Origin of the sequence: Streptococcus suis, assembly GCF_002964575.1 — a bacterium.
In the GTDB taxonomy this organism is placed as follows: Bacteria; Bacillota; Bacilli; order Lactobacillales; family Streptococcaceae; genus Streptococcus; species Streptococcus suis_R.
The window spans coordinates 26,177-47,132 of sequence record NZ_POQQ01000041.1; the positions used below are offsets into that span (position 1 = coordinate 26,177).

Annotated in this window: 27 protein-coding genes and 1 pseudogene; all 28 read left to right on the forward strand. The window is 42.4% G+C overall.

Translation table 11 applies throughout. From position 1 onward, the window contains the following. The first annotated feature begins 117 nt into the window (after positions 1–117). The 28 genes and pseudogenes from C1E58_RS04740 to C1E58_RS04885 all read left to right on the forward strand — a co-directional run bounded on the left by C1E58_RS04740 (position 118) and on the right by C1E58_RS04885 (position 20,954). Positions 118–1,206 carry a DUF4417 domain-containing protein gene (locus tag C1E58_RS04740; RefSeq protein WP_105209547.1) on the forward strand — a complete coding sequence of 363 codons (1,089 nt, stop codon included), beginning with the start codon at positions 118–120 and terminating at the stop codon, positions 1,204–1,206. A gap of 429 nt (positions 1,207–1,635) precedes the next feature. Further along, a complete protein-coding gene (locus tag C1E58_RS04755) occupies positions 1,636–2,091 on the forward strand; it encodes a stress-induced protein (protein ID WP_202862933.1) in 456 nt (151 codons plus the stop codon). After that, a complete protein-coding gene (locus tag C1E58_RS04760; RefSeq protein ID WP_105209550.1) occupies positions 2,081–3,313 on the forward strand; it encodes a PBSX family phage terminase large subunit in 1,233 nt (410 codons plus the stop codon). The genes C1E58_RS04755 and C1E58_RS04760 overlap by 11 nt, the downstream gene beginning before the upstream one ends. 11 nt (positions 3,314–3,324) lie before the next feature. Continuing rightward, positions 3,325–4,323 (forward strand): annotated as a pseudogene (locus C1E58_RS04765) (phage portal protein); the annotation flags it as partial. 301 nt (positions 4,324–4,624) lie between these two features. Continuing rightward, positions 4,625–5,092 carry a phage portal protein gene (locus tag C1E58_RS04770; RefSeq protein ID WP_105209552.1) on the forward strand — a complete coding sequence of 156 codons (468 nt, stop codon included), beginning with the start codon at positions 4,625–4,627 and terminating at the stop codon, positions 5,090–5,092. After that, positions 4,980–6,503: a minor capsid protein gene (locus C1E58_RS12375; RefSeq protein WP_238142240.1), complete on the forward strand. Its 1,524-nt coding sequence runs from the start codon at positions 4,980–4,982 to the stop codon at positions 6,501–6,503. Before C1E58_RS04770 ends, C1E58_RS12375 begins: the two co-directional genes overlap by 113 nt. Further along, the gene (locus C1E58_RS12200; protein WP_044767090.1) at positions 6,503–6,739 is read left to right on the forward strand and encodes a hypothetical protein; all 237 of its coding nucleotides are present in this window, start codon (positions 6,503–6,505) and stop codon (positions 6,737–6,739) included. The genes C1E58_RS12375 and C1E58_RS12200 overlap by 1 nt, the downstream gene beginning before the upstream one ends. A gap of 54 nt (positions 6,740–6,793) precedes the next feature. Next, on the forward strand, positions 6,794–7,027 hold the full coding sequence (locus C1E58_RS04785; RefSeq protein ID WP_105209553.1) for a hypothetical protein: 234 nt from the start codon (positions 6,794–6,796) through the stop codon (positions 7,025–7,027). Between the two features lie 166 nt (positions 7,028–7,193). Then, a complete protein-coding gene (locus tag C1E58_RS04790; RefSeq protein ID WP_105209554.1) occupies positions 7,194–7,799 on the forward strand; it encodes a DUF4355 domain-containing protein in 606 nt (201 codons plus the stop codon). 6 nt (positions 7,800–7,805) lie between these two features. Beyond that, positions 7,806–8,654 (forward strand): N4-gp56 family major capsid protein, encoded by an 849-nt coding sequence (locus C1E58_RS04795; protein ID WP_105209555.1) that lies wholly within the window; start codon positions 7,806–7,808, stop codon positions 8,652–8,654. Next, a complete protein-coding gene (locus C1E58_RS04800) occupies positions 8,654–8,812 on the forward strand; it encodes a Rho termination factor N-terminal domain-containing protein (RefSeq protein WP_105209556.1) in 159 nt (52 codons plus the stop codon). Before C1E58_RS04795 ends, C1E58_RS04800 begins: the two co-directional genes overlap by 1 nt. After that, positions 8,802–8,990, forward strand: coding sequence for a hypothetical protein (locus C1E58_RS04805; RefSeq protein ID WP_105209557.1), 189 nt, complete (start codon positions 8,802–8,804; stop codon positions 8,988–8,990). Before C1E58_RS04800 ends, C1E58_RS04805 begins: the two co-directional genes overlap by 11 nt. Positions 8,991–8,999: 9 nt before the next feature. Continuing rightward, positions 9,000–9,329, forward strand: a complete 330-nt coding sequence (locus tag C1E58_RS04810; protein ID WP_105209558.1) for a phage head-tail connector protein — start codon at positions 9,000–9,002, stop codon at positions 9,327–9,329. Next, positions 9,319–9,609, forward strand: a complete 291-nt coding sequence (locus C1E58_RS04815) for a hypothetical protein (protein WP_238142241.1) — start codon at positions 9,319–9,321, stop codon at positions 9,607–9,609. The genes C1E58_RS04810 and C1E58_RS04815 overlap by 11 nt, the downstream gene beginning before the upstream one ends. Continuing rightward, positions 9,597–10,109: an HK97-gp10 family putative phage morphogenesis protein gene (locus C1E58_RS04820; protein WP_105209560.1), complete on the forward strand. Its 513-nt coding sequence runs from the start codon at positions 9,597–9,599 to the stop codon at positions 10,107–10,109. The genes C1E58_RS04815 and C1E58_RS04820 overlap by 13 nt, the downstream gene beginning before the upstream one ends. After that, positions 10,106–10,474 carry a hypothetical protein gene (locus C1E58_RS04825; protein ID WP_105209561.1) on the forward strand — a complete coding sequence of 123 codons (369 nt, stop codon included), beginning with the start codon at positions 10,106–10,108 and terminating at the stop codon, positions 10,472–10,474. Before C1E58_RS04820 ends, C1E58_RS04825 begins: the two co-directional genes overlap by 4 nt. A gap of 3 nt (positions 10,475–10,477) precedes the next feature. Continuing rightward, positions 10,478–10,894, forward strand: a complete 417-nt coding sequence (locus C1E58_RS04830) for a phage tail tube protein (RefSeq protein ID WP_105209562.1) — start codon at positions 10,478–10,480, stop codon at positions 10,892–10,894. Between the two features lie 10 nt (positions 10,895–10,904). Continuing rightward, a complete protein-coding gene (locus C1E58_RS04835) occupies positions 10,905–11,279 on the forward strand; it encodes a DUF6096 family protein (RefSeq protein WP_105209563.1) in 375 nt (124 codons plus the stop codon). A 98-nt stretch (positions 11,280–11,377) separates the two neighbouring features. After that, entirely contained in the window at positions 11,378–11,665 is a 288-nt protein-coding gene (locus tag C1E58_RS04840) for a hypothetical protein (RefSeq protein WP_238142242.1), read from the forward strand. A 24-nt stretch (positions 11,666–11,689) separates the two neighbouring features. After that, positions 11,690–14,848 carry a hypothetical protein gene (locus C1E58_RS04845; protein WP_105209565.1) on the forward strand — a complete coding sequence of 1,053 codons (3,159 nt, stop codon included), beginning with the start codon at positions 11,690–11,692 and terminating at the stop codon, positions 14,846–14,848. A 9-nt stretch (positions 14,849–14,857) separates the two neighbouring features. Then, positions 14,858–15,208: a DUF6711 family protein gene (locus C1E58_RS04850; protein ID WP_105209566.1), complete on the forward strand. Its 351-nt coding sequence runs from the start codon at positions 14,858–14,860 to the stop codon at positions 15,206–15,208. A 31-nt stretch (positions 15,209–15,239) separates the two neighbouring features. Next, the gene (locus C1E58_RS12085) at positions 15,240–18,596 is read left to right on the forward strand and encodes a gp58-like family protein (protein ID WP_419579956.1); all 3,357 of its coding nucleotides are present in this window, start codon (positions 15,240–15,242) and stop codon (positions 18,594–18,596) included. Between the two features lie 9 nt (positions 18,597–18,605). Next, positions 18,606–18,815, forward strand: coding sequence for a hypothetical protein (locus tag C1E58_RS04860; RefSeq protein ID WP_105209567.1), 210 nt, complete (start codon positions 18,606–18,608; stop codon positions 18,813–18,815). A gap of 2 nt (positions 18,816–18,817) precedes the next feature. Beyond that, positions 18,818–19,063, forward strand: a complete 246-nt coding sequence (locus C1E58_RS04865; RefSeq protein ID WP_105209568.1) for a hypothetical protein — start codon at positions 18,818–18,820, stop codon at positions 19,061–19,063. Positions 19,064–19,065: 2 nt separating this feature from the next. Further along, on the forward strand, positions 19,066–19,479 hold the full coding sequence (locus C1E58_RS04870) for a hypothetical protein (RefSeq protein WP_105209569.1): 414 nt from the start codon (positions 19,066–19,068) through the stop codon (positions 19,477–19,479). A gap of 3 nt (positions 19,480–19,482) precedes the next feature. Next, on the forward strand, positions 19,483–19,737 hold the full coding sequence (locus C1E58_RS04875; RefSeq protein WP_105209570.1) for a phage holin: 255 nt from the start codon (positions 19,483–19,485) through the stop codon (positions 19,735–19,737). 86 nt (positions 19,738–19,823) lie between these two features. Continuing rightward, complete coding sequence (locus tag C1E58_RS04880; RefSeq protein WP_105209571.1) at positions 19,824–20,510, forward strand: CHAP domain-containing protein; 687 nt, start codon at positions 19,824–19,826, stop codon at positions 20,508–20,510. 18 nt (positions 20,511–20,528) lie between these two features. Next, on the forward strand, positions 20,529–20,954 hold the full coding sequence (locus C1E58_RS04885; RefSeq protein ID WP_105209572.1) for a hypothetical protein: 426 nt from the start codon (positions 20,529–20,531) through the stop codon (positions 20,952–20,954). The last annotated feature ends 2 nt before the right edge of the window (positions 20,955–20,956 follow it).

A 20,956-nucleotide genomic window follows, 5' to 3' on the forward strand; every position in this document is an offset into this window, starting at 1 on the left:
AATAATAAATAAGGACCTTAAGACCATGTTTGCTAGTATCATGCGAGGGACTGAATATTTCACTCAGAGAGACCGCAGGAATGTGGTCTTTTTGGATTTTTGGAGGAGGTGACAAGATTGCTAAAAATTGAGTATGTGCCAATCAATAATATCTTCCCTTATTACAATAATGCCAGAAACAACGATGGGGAAGCTGTTAAAAAAGTAGCGGCTTCAATAAAAAAATTTGGTTTTCAACAACCTATTTTAGTCGATGAAAACAATGTGATAATAACGGGACATACAAGGCTCAAAGCGGCGTTTTCAATTGGTTTAAGCACAATACCTATTGCTTATGCTGACAACCTTACGGAGGAACAGGTTCGAGCGTATAGACTGGCAGATAATCGTGTAGCCGAGTATTCGAGTTGGGACAAAGACGCGCTTGCCTTAGAACTTGAGTCCTTTGAAACGATTGACATGTCAGATTTTGGTTTTGATCTATCGGATTTTGAATTAACTTCAGAAAATGAATCATCAATGAGTGAGTCCCGTGGGGGTGGAATAAATGACGAAGAACATTACAGTGAATCACATAGAGAAACTACTGTCAACCAATATAACTTGCAAGATTATGACGTAACTCGTGTCGACGGCAAATATAACATTCCATCACTTGAGCCAGTTACCTATGTACCGAGTAAGTTACAAGGTTTTAACTATATTCTTAACAAGCCAGATTATTCTGCTGGGATACACTTTTTTCTAGATGACTACCAATTCGAAAGGATTTGGCAGAGGCCAGAATTTTATATCGAAAAACTTACTGAATTTGATTGTGTCTTAACGCCGGATTTTAGTCTTTACCTAGACATGCCGATAGCTATGCAGATTTGGAATGTATACAGATCGCGTTTGATCGGACAAATCATGCAAGACTATGGCTGTACAGTTATTCCAACTGTATCTTGGTCATGTCATGAGAGTTTTGCATTTTGCTTTGATGGTTTGCCCCGAAATGCAACTCTCGCAGTATCAACTATCGGGGTTAAAAAATCTTCTGAACAGATGGCTGTATGGCGTTCTGGTATGGATACGATGATTGAGAAGTTATCGCCAAAACAGTTGATTGTTTATGGCGGTGAAGTTGAGTACGACTATAAAGACATAGAAGTTTTTTATTTTGATAACGAAACAACAAAAAGAATGAAAGAGAAAGGAACCTAGCTATGGGAGGTAGAGGAGCTAGTATCGGCGGAGGAATAAAAAGTGCAAGCCAGTGGGCGAAGGCTATAAAAGAATCTAGAAAAAACGGACCGAGTTCTTATCGCTTAAAGATGTACAAAAAATTAAAGGCAGAAGTTGAGAACGCATCGGGAGCAGCCAAAAAAAAGAGCTCAAAAAAATTTAGATAACTTTAACAAAGGAAAAAAAATATACGACGAAGCTGCAAAGAGAGGTAATGAGAAAAGACGGGCTAGACTTGATAAACAGAGAGAGGCGGCTAGAGAAGCGTGGGCCCAAACTACTACCACAACATACGAAAGATTCAAAAAAAGCCAGACAAGCAAATTCAATGACTGGTATTTTCAAGGTAGATAGTTCTCGGACGCTTACGGCGATGCAGATAATTTTTAGAATGAGGGAAGTGAGGCGATGGCAAATGGACAAAACTTAATTCCTAATAGCGAACGAACTCCGAATGAACGCCGAGAAAATGCTAAAAAAGCTGGAATTGCTTCTGGAAAGGCTAGAAGAAAAAAATCAAATCTAAAAAAAGCATTTGAGACTATTTTACAGGCGGATGTAACAAGTTCGGTTGCCAAAAAGCAATTAGAAGATTTAGGTTTTGAAGCAACAAATGAAATGGCTATTGCAATGGTCATGATGCAGAAGGCTATGAAAGGCGATGTTAGAGCTTTTGAACAGATTAGTAAACTGGTTGCTATAGATACAAAAGACCGATTGGATAAACAAGAACAACGAGAGCGCATAAAAGCTTTGCAGCTAGAAAACGAAAAGCGCGAATTATCGTTGGAGAGCAACGAACCACATGAAACTGCACTTGGTAGACTGTTAGATAAGTTAGAAGAGGAAATAAATGGGAATTGACAGACTATACCACGATAAGCAACTCAGCATCTTAAAACGGGCTTTGCGTGAAGATTGGTACATGATGATTAACCATGGGGCTGTCCGTGCAGGGAAGACTCAGCTGGATAATGATTTATTCCTGATGGAATTGCGTAGAGCCAAGAAAAACGCTAAGTCTTGCGGTGTGGATAATCCTATGTACATCCTTGGTGCTACTAGTGCTGGTACCTTGCGGACCAACATTCTGCAGGAACTATCAGAGAAGTATGGTATTGATTTCAAGTTTGATAAACATGGGAACTTCACATTGTTTGGCGTCTATGTGGTCACGACTTTCACAGGCTCTGTCGCTGGTTTGCGGGCTATTCGTGGTATGACGGCTTACGGGGCTTATATCAACGAAGCAACGCTAGCAAATAAAGAAGTATTTGACGAAATCCGCAAGCGTTGTTCTGGTTTAGGCGCTCGTATTATTTGCGATACCAACCCAGACCACCCGAATCATTGGTTGAAAAAAGATTACATAGACAAAGCAGATGACAAGAGCATTATCGCCAATCATTTTACGATATTTGATAATACATTTTTGAACCAGAGATATATCGACAATCTTATTGCAACAACACCAAGCGGAATGTTTACAGAACGCGGTATCTATGGGCGTTGGGTCAGCGGTGAGGGTGCTGTCTATCGTGATTTCAAGGAAGATATGTTAATACCTGGTAAGGATATTCCGATAGATGACATCACAATCTACTACGCTGGTGTTGACTGGGGATATGAACACCATGGGTCTATTGTTGTTTGTGGACAAACGACAGATGGTCGTGTCTATCTCTTAGAAGAACATTCGGCACAGTACCAAGAAATTGATTATTGGGTAGAGATTGCTCAAGATATCAAATCAAGGTATGGGAATATCTATTTCTATTCTGATTCTGCCCGTCCCGAGCATGTCGCCCGCTTTGAACGGGAGCATCTAAAATGCGTGAACGCAGATAAATCTGTTTTGAGCGGAATCGAACAAGTGGCTAAGCTGATGAAGCAAGGTCGCTTTTTTGTTTGTTCTGAAAAGGTTGACAAGTTCAAGGATGAAATTTATCAATATGTCTGGAATGAGAAAACAGGCGAACCAGAAAAGAAGAATGATGATGTGCTAGACGCGTTGCGGTATGCGATTTATTCGCATATGGCTAAACCTAAAGCCAAAGTCAAACGTAAGTCACTATTTGGCTTGTAGAAGGGAGCAAAATGGAAGAAACATTAGTCTATAGTCGCTCATTGTATGATGAGCAGAATTTAGATAAAGATATCATTTACAAATTGATTTTAAAACATGACCGAACCAGTAGTAAGCTCAAGAAATTAAAGGACTATTACTTAGGCAAGCACGCTATCGAGAAGCACACACGCAGAAGCAATTTGCCTAATTTCAAGACTGTTGCCAATCATGCTAAAGACATTGCAGATACGTCTACAGGTTATTTCATGGGCAATGCCATTCGCTATCCTAAGACGGATGACATGGACATCGAAGATTTACTAGAAGCTTTTGATAATGCAGATGTTGATTCGACAGACTCGGACAACGCTTTGAACATGGCAATCTATGGCCGAGCCTATGAGTACATCTATGTCAAAGAAGATGAAAATGAGCTAGTAACGCGTAGTCTAGAACCTGAGAACACCTTTATCGTCTATGATGATTCGATAGAGCAGAAACCTTTATTTGCGGTCTATTATTATCAAACAAAGGACGATGTGACGGAAGAAAGTTATTATCGAGCCCAGGTATTGACTGAAAATCTACAGTATAGTATGTCTTTGCGCGAAGAGAAGAAAGAATCCGAAGAAGGTATCCCGCATAATCTCGGAGCTCTGCCTATTATTGAATACCGGAATAATCGTTATATGGTCGGAGATTATGAGCAACAGATTAGCTTGATTGATGCCTATAACTCGCTGATGGGCAACCGCGTTAATGACAAAGAACAAGCTATCGAGTCTATTCTGGTCTTGTATGGTGCAGCACTAGCAGATACACCAGAAGAAGCGAGAGAGGCCATGGAAATATTGCGTGAAGAAGGTTTGTTGGAATTACCAAAAGACGCAAGCGCAGAGTTTTTGAAGAATGTCTTGGATGAAGCATCTGTTGAAGTACTGCGCAAGTCATTGAAAGAAGACATTTATACATTCAGCCATGTACCGAATCTGTCAGATGAGAACTTTGCAGGGAATACATCGGGGGTGAAATAGTTGCCCTCCTTGAAAGTAATTTCAAGGTAATAAACTGGGTTAAAATTGGAAGGCGCAAAACGATAATACCTAACGTATTATCGAAGCTAATCAATTACCACTGCTGACAGAAATGTCAGTAAGGTTTAACGACTAGGTGAAGTAAGCTAAGTTTAAAAGACGGCGTTCCCGTCTTTTTTATATGCAGAAACGCCCACGAAATCCAGCACCCCTTTGGGGTGAAGAGATAGTCTGAACTTATGGGAAACCATAAGAAGTAGAGGATAAAGAGCCACTACGATAACAAAAATGAGCTATGGAATTTAAGCTTTTGGGGCTTGAGATGATTACCAAGACCAAAGAGCGATATTATATCAAATCCCTACACAAGCGCATACAGATTTTTGCGAGTTATTACAACTGGTCTCAGATTTACGAAAACGCCAAGGCAATTATTCCGCAGTTTAGCCGTGGTTTGCCGAAGAATTTGTTGGAGCTTTCCCAAATCATCAGCAATCTGAAAGACAAGGTCAGTCTGCGCCAGCTTATTTCCCTCTTGCCATTCGTGGAAGACCCAGATGCAGAGATTGAAGCACTTGAAAAGGAAAAAGAGACCGCACAGGAGGAGCCAGCATTTAGCCAGAATTTACCGTATAAAGAGGATGTGACAGATGGACAATCTGAAGTATTGGGAGAAGCGGAAAGCACAGCGAATGGTTCAGGCGATGGACCAGGCAGAACAAACCGCAAAGCAACTCGACGAAATCCACAAGCTAGCAAGTAGACATATCACATCCAAGATTGATCAAATCTTTGAGAGTTACCGCAGGGACCATGGACTGACGGAAGATGAAGCTGCAAGGGTATTGGCTAATGTCAAGAACCTGTCGGATATTCGAGAGTTAAAATTAGCTTTACAGAATACAACGGACAGCGAAGAGATTCGCCAGTTGCTTATTCTGCTAGATTCGGCTCCCTACGCTTCCAGAATTGAGCGATATGAGGCTCTACAGAGGGAGGTGGATAATTTCCCTACCCAACTTTATAAAGCTGAAAATGAGGCTTCTAGAGCCTTCTATGATGAGTTCATTCCAGATGCGTATTATCACTCTGTTTTTGATTTACAACAGCAGTCGGGCGTAGCGTTTGCATTTAACAGGATTGACCTAGAGGAAATCAGAGCCATCCAACAACAACCATGGTTGGGGGCAAATTATTCTAAGAGGATTTGGGGGAATACTCAGGTCTTGGCGAATGAATTGCAAAAGCAGTTAGCGGTCAGTTTGTTAACAGGTCGGTCAGCACATGAGACCGCGGAGGCTATCAACGCACAATTCGGCAAAGGCAGTTATAATTCCCGTAGGTTGGTACGGACAGAAGCGAGTCATTTCCATGCAGAGATGGAAGCCTTAGCCTATGAAGAAGCGGAAGTGGAGCGATACAGGCTTGTGGCTGTGTTAGACTTGAGGACATCCAGCGTCTGTCGGGAACACGATGGAGAAGTTTATCGGGTCAGCGAAAGGGTGAAGGGTAAAAACTACCCGCCATTACATCCGTGGTGCAGGACAGTCACTATCGCGCTAGATGATGATGAATGGCTAGCCAAAGCAACCAGAAGCGCAAGAGACCCAGAGACGGGCAAGACTATCCAGGTGCCAGGAAATATGACTTATGAGGACTGGTATAGGAAGTATGTAGGAAAAACTACCGATTTGGTTGAAAACAGCGCACAAAAGTTGTATAATCAAGGTATGAAGAATGGTGGAGCGATCTACGGAGCTTGGAACGCCAAGAATGACCCTGATGAAATTCATCGGAAAAAGCACGCTGAACAATACTATGAGTCAGTTCGAAATCGTAGTACAGTACGTGAAGTGACTCGTATTGCAAAGCATACGGGTTTTGCTGAGCGAGATGTGCAAGCTATTTATGACCATGTTTTTGAAAACTATTACGAACTAGAAGGTGGTTCCAAGCGTTTTGACCCTGATTATGACATGGCTCAATCTTGGGACAGGCTTTTTAGTGGCAAGGGTATTCAAAAACACGATATTACCCTCCTTCATCACGAACTGATGGAGAGCAAACTTATGGCAGAGGGGATGGATTATGATACTGCTCATAAAATCACGCAGAAAAAGTATGACTACTTGAGTGAGCTGATTAAGTGGCAGATAGAGCGAGGTGATTTGTAATGATTAAACTGGAAAAAATCAAAAACTCTGGCAGTCAGGGTTACTTTTATCATCCAGAGAATACTGATGATGTTGGTATGATTGAAATTAAGGGTGATGAGGTTGTGATTGCTGTCCAGGCCAATCGAGACAAGGAACTTGGTGTGCCTTATTATGCCAATAAGGCTCGGGCTGAAGTACTACGCTTACTTAAAGCAGGCACGCTGGTTGATTCAAAAATTTTAGCTTGGTATTAAAAGATGAAGCGCTCGTGAGAGTGCTTTTCTTATACCCAAATACAGGAGGAACCCATGAACAAGCGAATTAAGAAGAAATGGTCACGAATTGAGAGATTGGAGAATAAAGTCGCTCAATTGATAGCAGAAAATATGTTATTAACGGACGCATTACGAAATCACGCTAACAATATCAATGATTTGTATGACATTGTTAAATTAAACGCCCAGGCTACGAATTCAAGGTTTGACAAAATCGAGAAGCAAGTGGCCAACAGCCCTACCAAGAAACCATTTTGGAAACGTTGAGGAGGTGGTCCGACATCTTGACAGCAGGAAAGACTGCTCGAAAATACTTTAAATTACTCAAAACTGGTCGAAATCGACTAGTTTTCTTTTTGCCCAAAACATGCTTACGGCACTAAACTGTGCAAGATATTACAGTCCGACAGGACTTTAAACAAGGAGGGCCTTTATGGCAGATTTAGTTGAAAATGGTGTAGTTGATGGAGTTTCTCAAGAGGAAGTCGACACTCAGGAGAAGACAAAAACAGAGGCTACAGCAGAAAAGACGTACACCCAAGCGGAAGTCACTGAGATGATTCAACAAAATGTGAATCGTGCAGTTGCTAAGGCTCACAAAGACGCTGAGGAACAGTTTCAAAACAAACAAGATGAAGCTAAGAAATTAGCCAAGATGAACGCCGAAGACAAGCAGAAGTACCAGCTTGACAAGCGTGAACAGGACCTTGCTGACCGTGAGGCAGAAATCACACGCAGAGAGCTAACTGCAGAAGCTAAGACGATTTTAAGCGAGCGCGGCTTACCAATCGAACTGGTCGACGTGGTTAATCTTGCTGACGCTGACAGTGTACGCGATTCCATCGATGCCATCCAAAAGACTTGGGAAGCAGCAGTCTTGAAAGGTGTTGCTGACAAGACCAAAGGTAGTGCGCCGATGAAGAAAGCACCAGCGCAAACTGGTGAAATCACAAAAGAACAATTCAATCGCATGGGCGTGCGTAGTCGGAATGAACTTTTTGAGCGTGACCCAGAATTATATAGAAAGTTACGAGGATAATAAAATATGGCAACAGGAATGACAACAACCACACAGATGATTAACCCCGAAGTTATGGCAGATATGGTATCTTACAAACTGCCTAAACTTATCAAATTTACACCGCTTGCGTTTGTAGAAACGGCATTGGTAGGTGTCCCAGGGGATACTTTGACAGTACCTAAATGGACGTATTCTGGCGATGCTACTGAAATCACAGAAGGCCAGGCTATTCCAATCGACCAACTTGGGACAGATAAGACCACAATGACTATCAAACAAGCTGGTAAAGCTATTGAAATCACAGATAAGGCAGCGTTGGTAGGCCATGGCGATGTGTACAGCGAAGGCGCGAACCAAATTGCTCTAGCTATCGCGAATAAGGTAGATAATGACCTGGTCGCAGTCGCAAAAACTGCAACTCAATTCATTGCAGAAGCTCCTACGACAGTTGATGCTATCGACAAAGCGCTGACAATTTTTTCAGATGAAGAGGATTGTCGCTATGTCGCTCTTGTCAATCCTAAAGACGCAATCAAGTTGCGTGCAGATGCAGGTAAAACTTGGTTGAAAGGTTCTGAAATTGGAGCAGATGTCGTTGTTTCAGGGACTTTTGGCGAAGTTTCGGGAGTACAAATTGTCCGCACTAACAAGGTTGAAGAAAGCAAAGGCTTTCTTGTTAAAGTATCTCCGCTCCAAACAGATATGGACGATGATGCGAAATATGGTGCTTTTGTAATTAATCTTAAGCGAAATGTGCAAATCGAAAGCGACCGTGACATCTTGAAGAAAACAACAGTTTATTCAGGAGATGAGTACTACGGCGTTTATTTGTACGACGACACCAAAGTTGTGAAATTTGGAGGAAATTCGTAATGGGGATGTTGTTGCGTCGTCACCGTGAAGAACAAACGGAGCGGAATCTGTCAGAGATGACAACCAAAGAATTGCAAGCCTTGGCTAAGGAGAAGCAAATCAAAGGTTACACTACCATGACCAAGGAAGAATTGAAGGAGGCTCTAAATGCGCTTTAAAGTTGTAAAAGAGTTTACAGACGATGAACTTGGTTTTATCTATCGTGTTAACGATGTCATCGAACTAACCAAGGAACGCCATGACCAAATGAAGAAAAATGCTAAATTGCAAGACGTGAATTTGGCTGATTACATTGAAGAAATCAAGACCAAAGGAGCAGAAGCTCCTGCAAAATAGGGGGCGGATATGCTAGAAGATTTGAAAATTTTGACAGGCGAGAGCGATTATAGAATCCTCTCGTCTTTGCTTTTGAGGGCAAAAAATATCATTTTGACCGAAACGAACCGCAGTCAGCTTACACCAGCACTTGAGGGTATGCAGCTGGAAGTGGCACTTGAATTGCATAATCGTCAAGGAAGCGAAGGCGAAACATCACGAAGCGAAGGGGGCGTGTCTGTGTCCTATAAAGACGGGCTGTCTGATACTATTTTGAATGGTATCCGAAGTCATAGACTCGCAAGGGTGGCAGGTCGTGCGTTTGAAGCGAAACCGACTGAAACCGTATTTGATCCGTAAAGCTGTTGTTGTAACAAGCGATGAGGGTATCAAGAAAGCTATTTACAGCGATGTTGCTACTGAAATTCGTGCTGAGATATGGCCTGCTAGCGGTCGTTTACAAGCTGAGATATATGGCCAGAGACTAGCTTATATCCTGAATTGCTTGGTAGACCGTGAAACACTTGTCGATGAAGGTGACGGATTTTGTATCAATAGCGACAAAGTAACCCATAAAGTTATATCCATTAAGCGATATACAAATCATCAAGTCTTGGAGTTGGAACAATGTCGCGTTTGATTGGTGCTGATAGGTTAATCGCAAAATTAAGGCGACTATCAGGACAGCAACAGACCGAAATCATGGCAAAAGCTGTCCACAACAGCGCTAAAAACGTTGTCCAGGCAGACGCCATATTACGTGCCCCTGCTAATAATGACGATTTGAGAATAGGGATAAAAGTTAGGATGTCAAAATCTGGCAATCCAAGAGCTGAGATAGTGAGCACATCAGACCACGGTGGATTTGTCGAATTTGGTACAGGTCCAAAAGGCGCTGCAAACCATGCAGGGATTTCGCCGAATGTTAATGTATCTTATCGCAGCACCCCTTGGTATGTCCATGAGTCCCAGATTGATGTTGGCCCTTATCGTTTTCAAAAGATTGGCGAGTTTTACAAGATGTTTGGGCAGGTTGCTCAGCCGTATCTTTATCCAGCCCTCAAGGATAATGAAGAGCGAGTCACGAAGAACATCAATAGATTTGTCAAACGTAAGTTAATTGAAGAGGTCAGCAAATGATAAATATTAAGCCCATCATTTACAAGAAATTGAAAGAGGTTGCGGATAATGTGACAGATACTTATCCGCAAGATTGGGAGAATTTCCCGGTTATCATCTACTTAGAAGAGGAAAACAAGCCTTACGAGATTACAGATGATACAGAACAGATGTCTTATTTGCGCTACAAGGTCGATATTTTCCACAATGATAGCACGTCAGAATTAGCGGTAGCGATTGATGCGATTTTTGCATCCCTCGGGCTAAAACGTACATCCAGCGTGAATACACCCGACCCAACGCACTTACGACACAAAGTCATGCGATTTGAAGGGATTTTAGATCTAAACTCCCGCATCGTTTACCAATACAGAATGGAAGGATAAAACATGTTAGCAAACGGAATTAAATTGAAAATGAGCGAGACCAAGGGGTCTGGCTATACAGTTATCGAGGGCTTGAAAGAAGTTCCAGAACTTGGAATTGATCCTGAGAAAGTTGAGAATACGACCCTTGCGGATACCATTAAGCAGTATGAATTTGGTATTGGTGACGCTGGCGAATTGGAATATAAATTCAAGTATGAGAATTCCAAAACAACTTCTAGTTATCGCACTTTGCGCAAGTTGTCTGATTCAAAAGCTATTCGTCACTTTGAACAAGAGTACCCAGACGGGACTACTGTTCGCTTCTCAGCTCAGATTGCGGTCAAACTAGGTGGCGGCGGTGTCAACTCTGCCATTGAATTTACACTGAAATTGGCTCTGCAGTCAGATCTAGAATTTACAGACCCAGTAGCGCTTTAAGGAGGTATAGATGTCAACACGTAAACCATATATCATTTGGACAGTCAAGGGAACAGACTATAAATTGCGTCTTAGCACTCGCCAAGCCTGTGAGGTTGAAGAAAAATTGGGTGTTAATTTGCTCAAAATCTTTATGCCACAACCAGGCGAGCAGTTTAATCTACCACCTTTGAAGGTCATGTTGTTGGTTGTTCAAGGTGCTTTGCAGAAGTTCCATCATGGTATCAAGTTGGATGATGTCTATGACTTGTTCGATGATTACATTGATGAAGGTTATGGACAAACTGAATTGATGACTGATATCATCGTACCTTTGTTCGAAGTATCGGGTTTTATTCCACGGAACAAGGAGAAGGAAGATCCGACGTTGACAGTAGTCGAGTAGGTTCTGGTCCTTGTTCGGTCGCAGAATTGATTAGCGGGTTTTATCCAACCGCATTAGATGCAGGGATAGACCCGTTTTCTTTTTGGGAATACACTCTTTTGGAATTGAAAGAGTTGGTTGAGAGTTACAACAGGCAACAATTCCAGAAGCAGAAGGAAATAGCTTCTCATCACTTTATTCAATCGCAGATGATAGCTCGCTTTGTTTCTCTGATGTTTCAGGAAAAAGGTGAGGCGCCAGACATTTGGGAGTTCTATCCTACTTTATTTGAAGAGGATAGGGTTCAGATTGAACAAGCTCGCATTGAGCGTGATTTGAAAATCCATCAGGAGCAGATGAGAGCTTACGCAGAGAGAATGAGAGGAAGGTTTACAACTTCCGAATAAGATAACATAGGAAGGAGGGGAACTATGGCTGTTACCTTAGAAGAGTTGAGAGTTATTGTTGAAGGTGAGATAGCACCGTTTCAGAAGAAGATGAAGCAATTGGAATCTCAGATGAAACAGACTCAAAACAAGATTGAGAACAGCACAAAAGGGCTGAGGACTGGAGTTACTAAGCAGGCGAACGGTATCGCTTCGGCATTGGCTGGTTTAGGGAAAATCGCTGCTTTGGCTTACCTAGGACGAAAGATGGTTCAGTTGGGCATGTACTCTACCCAGATGGCCCTTGAAGTCAGTGCTTCGGTCAATCAAATCAAACGACAGATGGGCGAAAGTTCCCAAGCATTTTTAAAATGGATTGATAACAACGCCAACGCTATGAACATGAGCGTCGGCGAGGCTACCAAGTATGGAGCGGTTTATTCTAACTTATTTTCCAACTTCATCAAGGATTCCAACAAACTAAGTGCTTACACAGGCAAAATGTTGCAGACATCAGCCGTTATTGCCCAAGGTACCGGGCGAACTATGACAGACGTTATGGAACGCATTCGGTCAGGTTTATTGGGGAACACAGAAGCGATTGAAGACCTTGGAATTCAAGTTGGTGTCGCCATGATTGAGTCCACAAACGCATTTAAGAGATTTGCGAATGGACAATCTTGGCAACAATTGGATTACAATACCCAGCAACAAATCCGCTTGATGGCGATTTTGGAGCAAGCGACAGCCAAGTACGGCGATACTCTTCAGCAGACTGTGAATGGGCGTATTAGCTTGTTTAAATCGTTATTGAGTGATGCAGCATTAAACATCGGTAATGCTATGTTGCCGATTATCAACGCTATGATGCCTGTACTTAATTCCTTTGCCATGGTTCTGAAAAATGTCACTGCCAAGCTCGCTGAGTTTATTGGTTTGATGTTCAACAAAAAGGCTAAGGTGAAAAACGGCAGTGCTTTGGGCAATGTCGCCCAAGGAGCGCAAAAAGCCAACGACGCCGTTGGTGATTTGGGTGACGCAATGGGTGGTGTCGATGATGCTTCCGGAGGCACCGCAGGCAATCTAGACGATACTGCCAAATCAGCTAAGAAGGCAGCAAAGGAGCTGATGGGATTAGCTGGTTTTGATGAAATTACTACCCTTAATCTGAACAAAGATGATGGTTCGGATGGTGCTGGATCTGGCTCCGGAAGCCCTGGTGGCGGCGGAGGCGGAGGAAGAGGCGGAAAAGGTGGTAAAGGTGGCGGAGGTCCTGCTGATATCTTGCCTGAAATCGCTCTTGAAGACATGGACACCCAATTCAAAAGTATTTTTGATGGGTGGGACAAAGTGTTAAAACCTCTTTTTGATTATTTGTCTAAATTATCCAATCTCTTTAAAGACGGCTTTAACATGTCGTTCAGAGCTGATAGTCTTGACCGCTTTAAAACTGCTCTAGCAGGTATCTGGCAATCTCTGAAAGATATTTTTGCTGATGGCACTGTATTGCAAGCAGCTGCAAGGTTCGGAGAGAAGTTAGCATTTGCTTTAGGTCAAGTCACAGGCGCCGTAGCCAACATCATCATGGGGATTGCGGTATTTATCGCCGAAAGTTTAAATAAATCACTAAACGAAACCAAACTGGATATAAAAGGTTGGCTGATACGTCAGTTCGATATAGCAGGCGATGCAGTCGCAAGCATTGGAAATATCGCTCAAATGCTCGGTCAAACGTTTTATGACGTATTTACAAGTGCAGCTGCGACAAATATCGGTGCAGATATTCTTTCAGCGATAACCTATGGGACAATGGGGATTGTTGAACTTGGTTTGAAATTAGGGCGCGATATACTAAGCGGTATAGAACAAGCGCTAGTTGATAACCAAGATAAAATAACTACCGCTTTAAATGGATTGCTTTCTGCCTTTGAGCCTACTTTCGAATCTATCAAAAAACTATTCAAAAATACGTTTGAAGGATTAAACCAGACCTACGATGAGCATGTAAAACCGTTCTTTGATTCATTTACTGAGGGTTTCAGTTCTATCTTCGGAACCTTAATAGATAGCTGGAACAACGATGTTCAACCGGTGTTAGATGGTATCGGAGAGAAGTTTGCTGGATTATTTGACAATCATATCCAACCGTTTGTTAATAACTTTTTATATGCATTCGGTCAGATTGTGGATATTCTAAAATTGGTATGGGAAGCTATCTTAGTACCGCTATTCGATTGGATTGCTGCTAATATTTTGCCAGTCCTTGTTCCGACATTCCAAATGCTAGCCGATTGGTTTGTACAGGCTTGGGCAGTTGTTTTTGATGTTTTAGGCGCTGTTTTAAAAATATTAGGCGGAATCATCGAGTTTCTGGTGGGTGTATTCACTGGCGATTGGGAAAAGGCTTGGAACGGAATTGTTCAAATCGCAGAAGGAATTTGGGAATTATTAGCTTCCATCTTCAAGTTCGTTTGGGATGCTATTTTGTCCTTCTTGAAAGGTGTTTGGGATACCATTATTGCTATTTTACAGGCTGGGTGGGATGCTATTGTACGTATCTTCCAAGGTCTAGGCCAATGGTTTACTGCAAGATGGAAAGAAGTAGAAAATACATTTTCTAATGTCGGTCAATGGTTCAGTCAGAAGTTTTCCGAGGCATGGAATGGTATTACAAACGCCTTCAGCAACGTAGCAGGCTTCTTCCGTGGCATTTATGATAACATCGTTAGCTGGTTCAGTAACATTGGTAGTGCAGTAGCGACCGCCGTTTCTGGTGCGTTTAAGTCTGGGATGAATGGCGCAATCGCAACAGTTGAAAATGTTGTTAACAGCTTTATCGGTATGATAAATGGCGCAATCGGTTTGATTAATAAAATACCTGGTGTTAGTATCGGACGTATTGGTTATGTGAATCTTCCACGCTTGGCCCGTGGTGGTATCGTGGACAGTCCGACTGTTGCCATGATTGGTGAAGCTGGTAAAGAGGTAGTTATGCCATTAGAAAATACAGGTTTCTTGCAAACTATGGGTCGTGTCGTCGGTGGTGCGGTAGTCAATGCTTTGGGTGGTGGATTACCACAATCATCTGGATTGCCGAATGGTGACATCGTTATCAATATCGGTAGCAGAGAATTCGGTCGTTTTGCGATTGAAGAGATAAACAAAGCGCAAGCCCAAGCTGGCGAACTGTTACTAAACATTTAGGAGGATAATATGAGTCAATTGATTATCAATGGAGCTACGGTCGTACCTCCTAAATCTTTTCAAGTATCTGTCAATGATGTGGATGGAGAAACAGGCCGAAACGCTAATGGCGATATGGTAAGGGACAGGATTACAACCAAGCGCAAATTAGAATGCGAATGGGGTATGTTGACACAGGCTGAGATGGCACACATACAGAACGCTGTCCAGCCTGTTTTCTTTGAAGTATCCTATCCAGACCCTATCCTTGGGCAAACGTCAAAAACCTTTTACGTCGGCGACAGGACCGCGCCAGCGTATACATTTACAGAAAAATTCAAACCCTGGAGCGGTTTAAAATTTAGTTTAATAGAGAGGTAAGGTGGTTCACACGGTAACATTTAACCAAGCTATGTTAGCTAAAGATAGGGTGTTTGCTATTCGTGCAGGCACCTATACTTCTAGCGACATCAAAGAAGCTAGTTTTAATTATGGATATATCAGCGGTGACACCTTTAAACCAGGCGGTACCGTTGCTGGTTCGGCTAAATTGACCTTTACATCTATCATTACTACTTTTAACAAGTTGGATAAGATATACCCAGAAATCGGGCTTCTGGTGGGCGATAGTTATGAATGGGTCGCCATGGGTGAGTATTTTGTCAATGATATCAGTATTGACCGCAACAGGAATACCACTGAACTAGACTTAATGGATGGCATGTTTAAGTTGAACCAACCATATATTTCTGATCTGACTTACCCAGCACAGATTCGGGATGTTATTCGCGAGATTTGTGTAAAGACTGGAGTAGAGCTAGAGACAGACAATCTTGGTTTGAGAGCCATTCAGAGACATATCGAAGCCAAAGCGGATAAAAAAGACATTACTTTTCGCGAAGTGTTAAGTCAGGCGATTCAATTGCTTGGCTTTTCTGCTTTTTTCAACCGCAGAGGAAAGTTGGAAATCCGCGGTTTGACAGATTCAAGAATTACTGTCACGGCTGATAATTATTTTTTGCACGGTCTAACCAAGAGTGAAATTCAGTACCAAATAGCGGGTATTACCTGCAAGAAAGACAAGGAAACCCTGACAGTCGGATTGCGGACGGGGCGGTCTTTGGAGCTCGAAAATAGTTTCATGAACCAAAATCTATTGGATGATTTGTACTATGATTTGAAAGAAATCAAGTACTACCCGTTTTCACTTGATTGGCAAGGGCATTTGAAGTTAGATGTCGGTCAGTGGGTAACTCTCAAGACAAATAAAAACGAGACTTACAAAGTCCCTGTATTGAGTCAATCTTTTAATTTCAAAGGTGGTCTAAAATCCAAGATTAGTGCAGATAGTAAGGCTGGGAATGACACTCAGTACAGCTATAAAGGTTTCTTAACCAAGCAGATTGAGCAGATGTCTACTCAAATCGATGCAGAAATTCAACAACAACTTGAGTATGCCAATGCGGAATTTGACCGAAAGGCAGAAGAGTACAAAAAGGAATTAGACGACGACCTCGAAAAGTCAAAGGCAGCCGCAGAGCTGTATGCAGATAACATCAAGCAAGAAATTGCTGGCCGTGTAGAGGAGTTGGACAGGCAATTCCAGACTAACCAACAAGAGCAGGACAGGCAAATTGAAGAGAGCTTGCGTAGAGCTGGTGCTTCGACGGATTTGGCTAATGCAGCGAAAACAATTGCTGAAAGCACACAAGCAAATGTAGAACAGACACGGTCTACGTTGACAAATTTGGTGAATCAATCTACTGCCAAAGTCAATCAGATGGAACAGTCGGTGGGGACAATTCGGACTGATGTTGCGTCGCAAGCTAGGACTTTATTGGCACAGGCGCAGGCTCAGACGGATCTAACCAATCGTGTGACCACAGTTGAAAACCTGGCAGATGGGACGAGGTCAACAGTCTCAGAGCTGTCGCGAACCATGAATGAGGCTACTCAAAATATTGCTAGCGTGACCAATAGGACGCGGACAGTTGAAGATAGCCTAAGTCAAACGAGAACCCAATATGAGGCTCTATCGCAGACCGTAAATAGTCAGACAGGGCAGATTGATAGTATCAATCGTAAGACTGCTGACTTGCAGAGCGGGATTGATGGGGTTCGGGAGCGGTTTGAAAGTATTCAGATTGGCGGAACTAATCTATTAAGTTTATCAAAAGCTGTCAAAGGTTTTTATAAATCTAAAAAAGGCGAAAATATACCTTCCGCACCCTATGCATACGGTGTTCCAATCGCTGTTGACGATAAAGCCAGGTATGTATTACAAGCTTGGTCGAAGTCAATTAATAATTTTAGTTGGATTGGTGCGATTCAGTTAAATAATGAAGGTCAAACGATTGATAATAGTTATCTTTCTATTTACCCAAATAAAACATCGCTATATTTTAAACGGGATATTTCCATTCTACCCAATGCTAAATATATCCAATTCAGTTTTAGTAATGATGTTTTTGGAGATGATCCAAACCTGAAAATTCAATTTGAAAAAGGGTCGCTTCCCACCGATTATAAAACAGCTGAAGAAGACCAGCAATCCTACGCAGATACTAAAATCGCTGAATACAGGAACACAGTTGATGGCCAGTTTGTGAACCTACAAACTCAAGTAAACGGTAAGGCGGACCAGACCGACTTCCAACGTGTCCAGACGACATCCCAACTCTACGAAAGAATCATTGGATCTACTGAAGATGCAGTCAGAGAAAAAGTGGCTCGTATGGTCATGGCTGACAGCTTGTTTCAAACGGAAGTTAAGGATACTATCAGGGGTACAGCTACACAAGTAAGCCAACTTGCAGGTTCCTGGGCAGTGCAAAATCTGACAAGTGCTGGCACGGTGCTTAATCAGCTCAATTTAAACAAGGACGGGTCTGTTAAGATTGATGGTAAGTTGGTACATATTACTGGCCAGACGGTTATAGATGATGCAGCTATTGCATCCGCCAAAATTGCTAGTCTAGACGCTGGTAAGATTACGAGCGGCTATATTAGCGGAGAACGCTTCAGAGCGAACAGTATTACTGCCGAAAAATTGAAAGTTGATAAAGCTCTTTTTGATAAACTCGCTGCTGATGTAGCTAATGTTAAAAACTTCTTTGCAAATAGTGTTGTGGCAACAAGTCTTCAAACAGTAACCCTATCCGCTACGCAGATACAGAGCGGTGTTTTAAAATCTTTAAACGAACGAACAACCTTTGATTTACTTACTGGCAAACTAACATTTAAAAATGGTAGTCCATCTATCGAATTTAACAGTGATAAATCTGCTATTCGTCGTGTAACTGATGGACAGTCACAGTTTATTAAATTTGCGTCGAAGGACGGTGGTACCTATACAACCATTGGGGCTAGCCGTGTTGCTTTGGATGAATTTATTGGCACTGCGACATTTACTGGTATCCAAATCCAGTCCCGTTCGGATGATAGAGGCGGTCTTATAGATAAAATCTATGCATATGCTGATGAATTCGTTGTAGATGGCGGTGGCGGACAACCAGATGGATTTGTTTTTAAAAATAGAATGGCTTTCTATCCACAATCATCCGGCATGCTCAATTTAGGTCGATTAAGCAATCGATGGAATAATGTGTACGCATTTGATTACTATGTAGGTCAAAACGCAGTCAGCTTAAGAACATTTTTAGATGCTGTCCGAGCATGTTTCCAACAAATCGGACACGGAGGCATGACGCCAGATACGTATAAACTAATTAAAGATAATCTTACAAACGTATTTAATAGAATCCAATAGGAGAAACATATGCAACAAGAATACATTGAACACGCTTTGCGGATGTCTTTAGAGGACACTTCCAAACGTTTGACCGAAGAGATGACGGTAAAGAACATCTTATCTTTGCAGCTGGCAACAGCGAGGGAATACATCGCCGAATTAGAAGCGAAAAATAAAGAACTGACTCAGCAACTGGACGAAGCTACAAAACCAGCAGAAATCATTGAAGGAGAATAAACATGGCACTTGAAATTAAGAAAATGACCACCTTGGTCGGTAATTTGAAAATTGGCGAAGAAATCGCTAAGACTTACAATGTAAACATTGACGAAAATGGAGTTTCTACCGTTTCTGAATGGGTACAAAATCCGACTCTCTATAGTAGCAACCGCCTGGAAATGCGCAAGCAAGAAGCAGCATTTAGAGAAAAACGCTACGAGATTGAAGATGCTATCCTTGCCGAGTTGGCAAGCGCGGAAGCCTAATCATGGAACATGAACCAAACCTTATCATCCAAATCTTAACAGCTATCACGCCGATTGCGGGTCCATTTTTGACCACAGTCGGCGGTATTGTGATAGCTAAGATAGGGTCAAATGCAAAAAATGAGTTGACCACCATCAATGCTCGTTTGACAACCTTGCAAAAAGTCGCAGACGATAATCAGACAGATTTAAAAGATGTCAAAAATGAGATGGACAGTCTTAAAAGCAGCAGTCGAAGCAGTCGGCGCTATACGCTTTACAAGGATTTGGACACAGCCATTGAACGTGGTTGGACCACACTTGAGGAGCGTAGGGAGATTGCTAAGCTCTTTGAGAGTTACAAGGTTTTGGGTGGTAATGGAGAGATTGAGACCATGTACGGCATTTATTGCGAATTACCGCTAGAAAAGGAGTAGATTATGAATAAAATCAACTGGGGAGTACGTTTACGCAATAGTACTTTTTGGTGGACCTTGGTACCGTTAGGCGTGTTATTGATGCAACAACTGGGGTTTAACTGGGTACCTGAAAATTGGGAGGCTATCTTTGGCACTGTCATGTCTATTTTGACGGTTGTTGGAATCATCAACGACCCGACGACGGCAGGAGTGGCAGATAGCCAGCAGGCCTTGCATTATCATAGACCAAAGGTGGATAGACATGGAAAAGCTTAAATTAGTCATCTGTATAGTGGCTTTGGTGGTGCTTGCGCCCCTTGCTTTTGTACTTAGTCCGTTTTTGGATAGAAAGGATCTAGCACATGACAACAGCGAATGAAGCCGTTACATTTGTCACCGACCTGGCAGACCGTGGTGCTGGTGTGAATTATGACGGGGCTTACGGCATGCAGTGCGTGGATTTGCCTAACTGGATTTGTGGAAAATTCTTTGGCAAACCCTTGTGGGGCAATGCTATTGATTTATTGACCTCAGCCCAGCAACATGGTTTTGAGGTTCACCGCTTACCAACATCAGCCCGTCCTAAACCTGGTGCAATCTTTGTCAAAGATTATGTAGCAAGGGATGGGGTCAATTATGGTCACACTGGTGTGATTATCAGTGTGGATGGGGATATTGCCCAGACTGTGGAGCAAAATTTGGCAGGAAACCTCTATGTAGGTAGCCCTGCCCAATATACTAGCCAACGAATCAGCCGGTTGGTGGGATGGTTTTACCCACCGTATGAAGAGGAAGCGCAACAACCAGAAGAAAAGAAAGTAGAGGAACAAGATATGTTTACAATTTCAGCACCAGGACGTGGAATCGCCTTAGTAGCAGGCGGTACATTTTACGCATTGCTTGACGCAAAAGACCCTGTCGCATTTTGGGACAAGGGTGTGCCACATATGCAAATCTCACAGGCGACATTTGACAACTTCCAACACAAGTCTAATTTGGATCGCTTGGATGATGAGACAGTTAACAAACTAATCAAAGGTCTAAAATAAGGCCTTTTTGGAGGTCCTATGGCTAATAAAACAACATTATCATGGGTCAATGGTTCAATTGTCAAGCAAGGCGACACCTCATCTGTCTTTAAGCTCAAGTTAAAAACGGATGATAAAATGCGCCTAAACGGGCCCGCAAGGGTCCAGCTCATCCATAGTTCCAAGGGTATGACGGAGTTTGAAGCAGAAGTGGCGGACAATGTGGTCAGCTTCCGTTTAGAAAAAGCCCTACCTGTTGGGAGTTATGTGGTGGAGGTAGAGCATGCGGGCTATGTTTTTCCGTCGACTGATTCAGCTATTCTGACGGTCAATGAAAATCTTGGCGAGTATGTTTCGGGCAAGGCAATTGAGCTCTATGGCTTAAAAGGCATTGTCAAAGAGTATGTAGAGCAAGAGCAGGACATTCCTGACTTGCTTATGTTTTATAATATCGGGAAGGTGTAAAC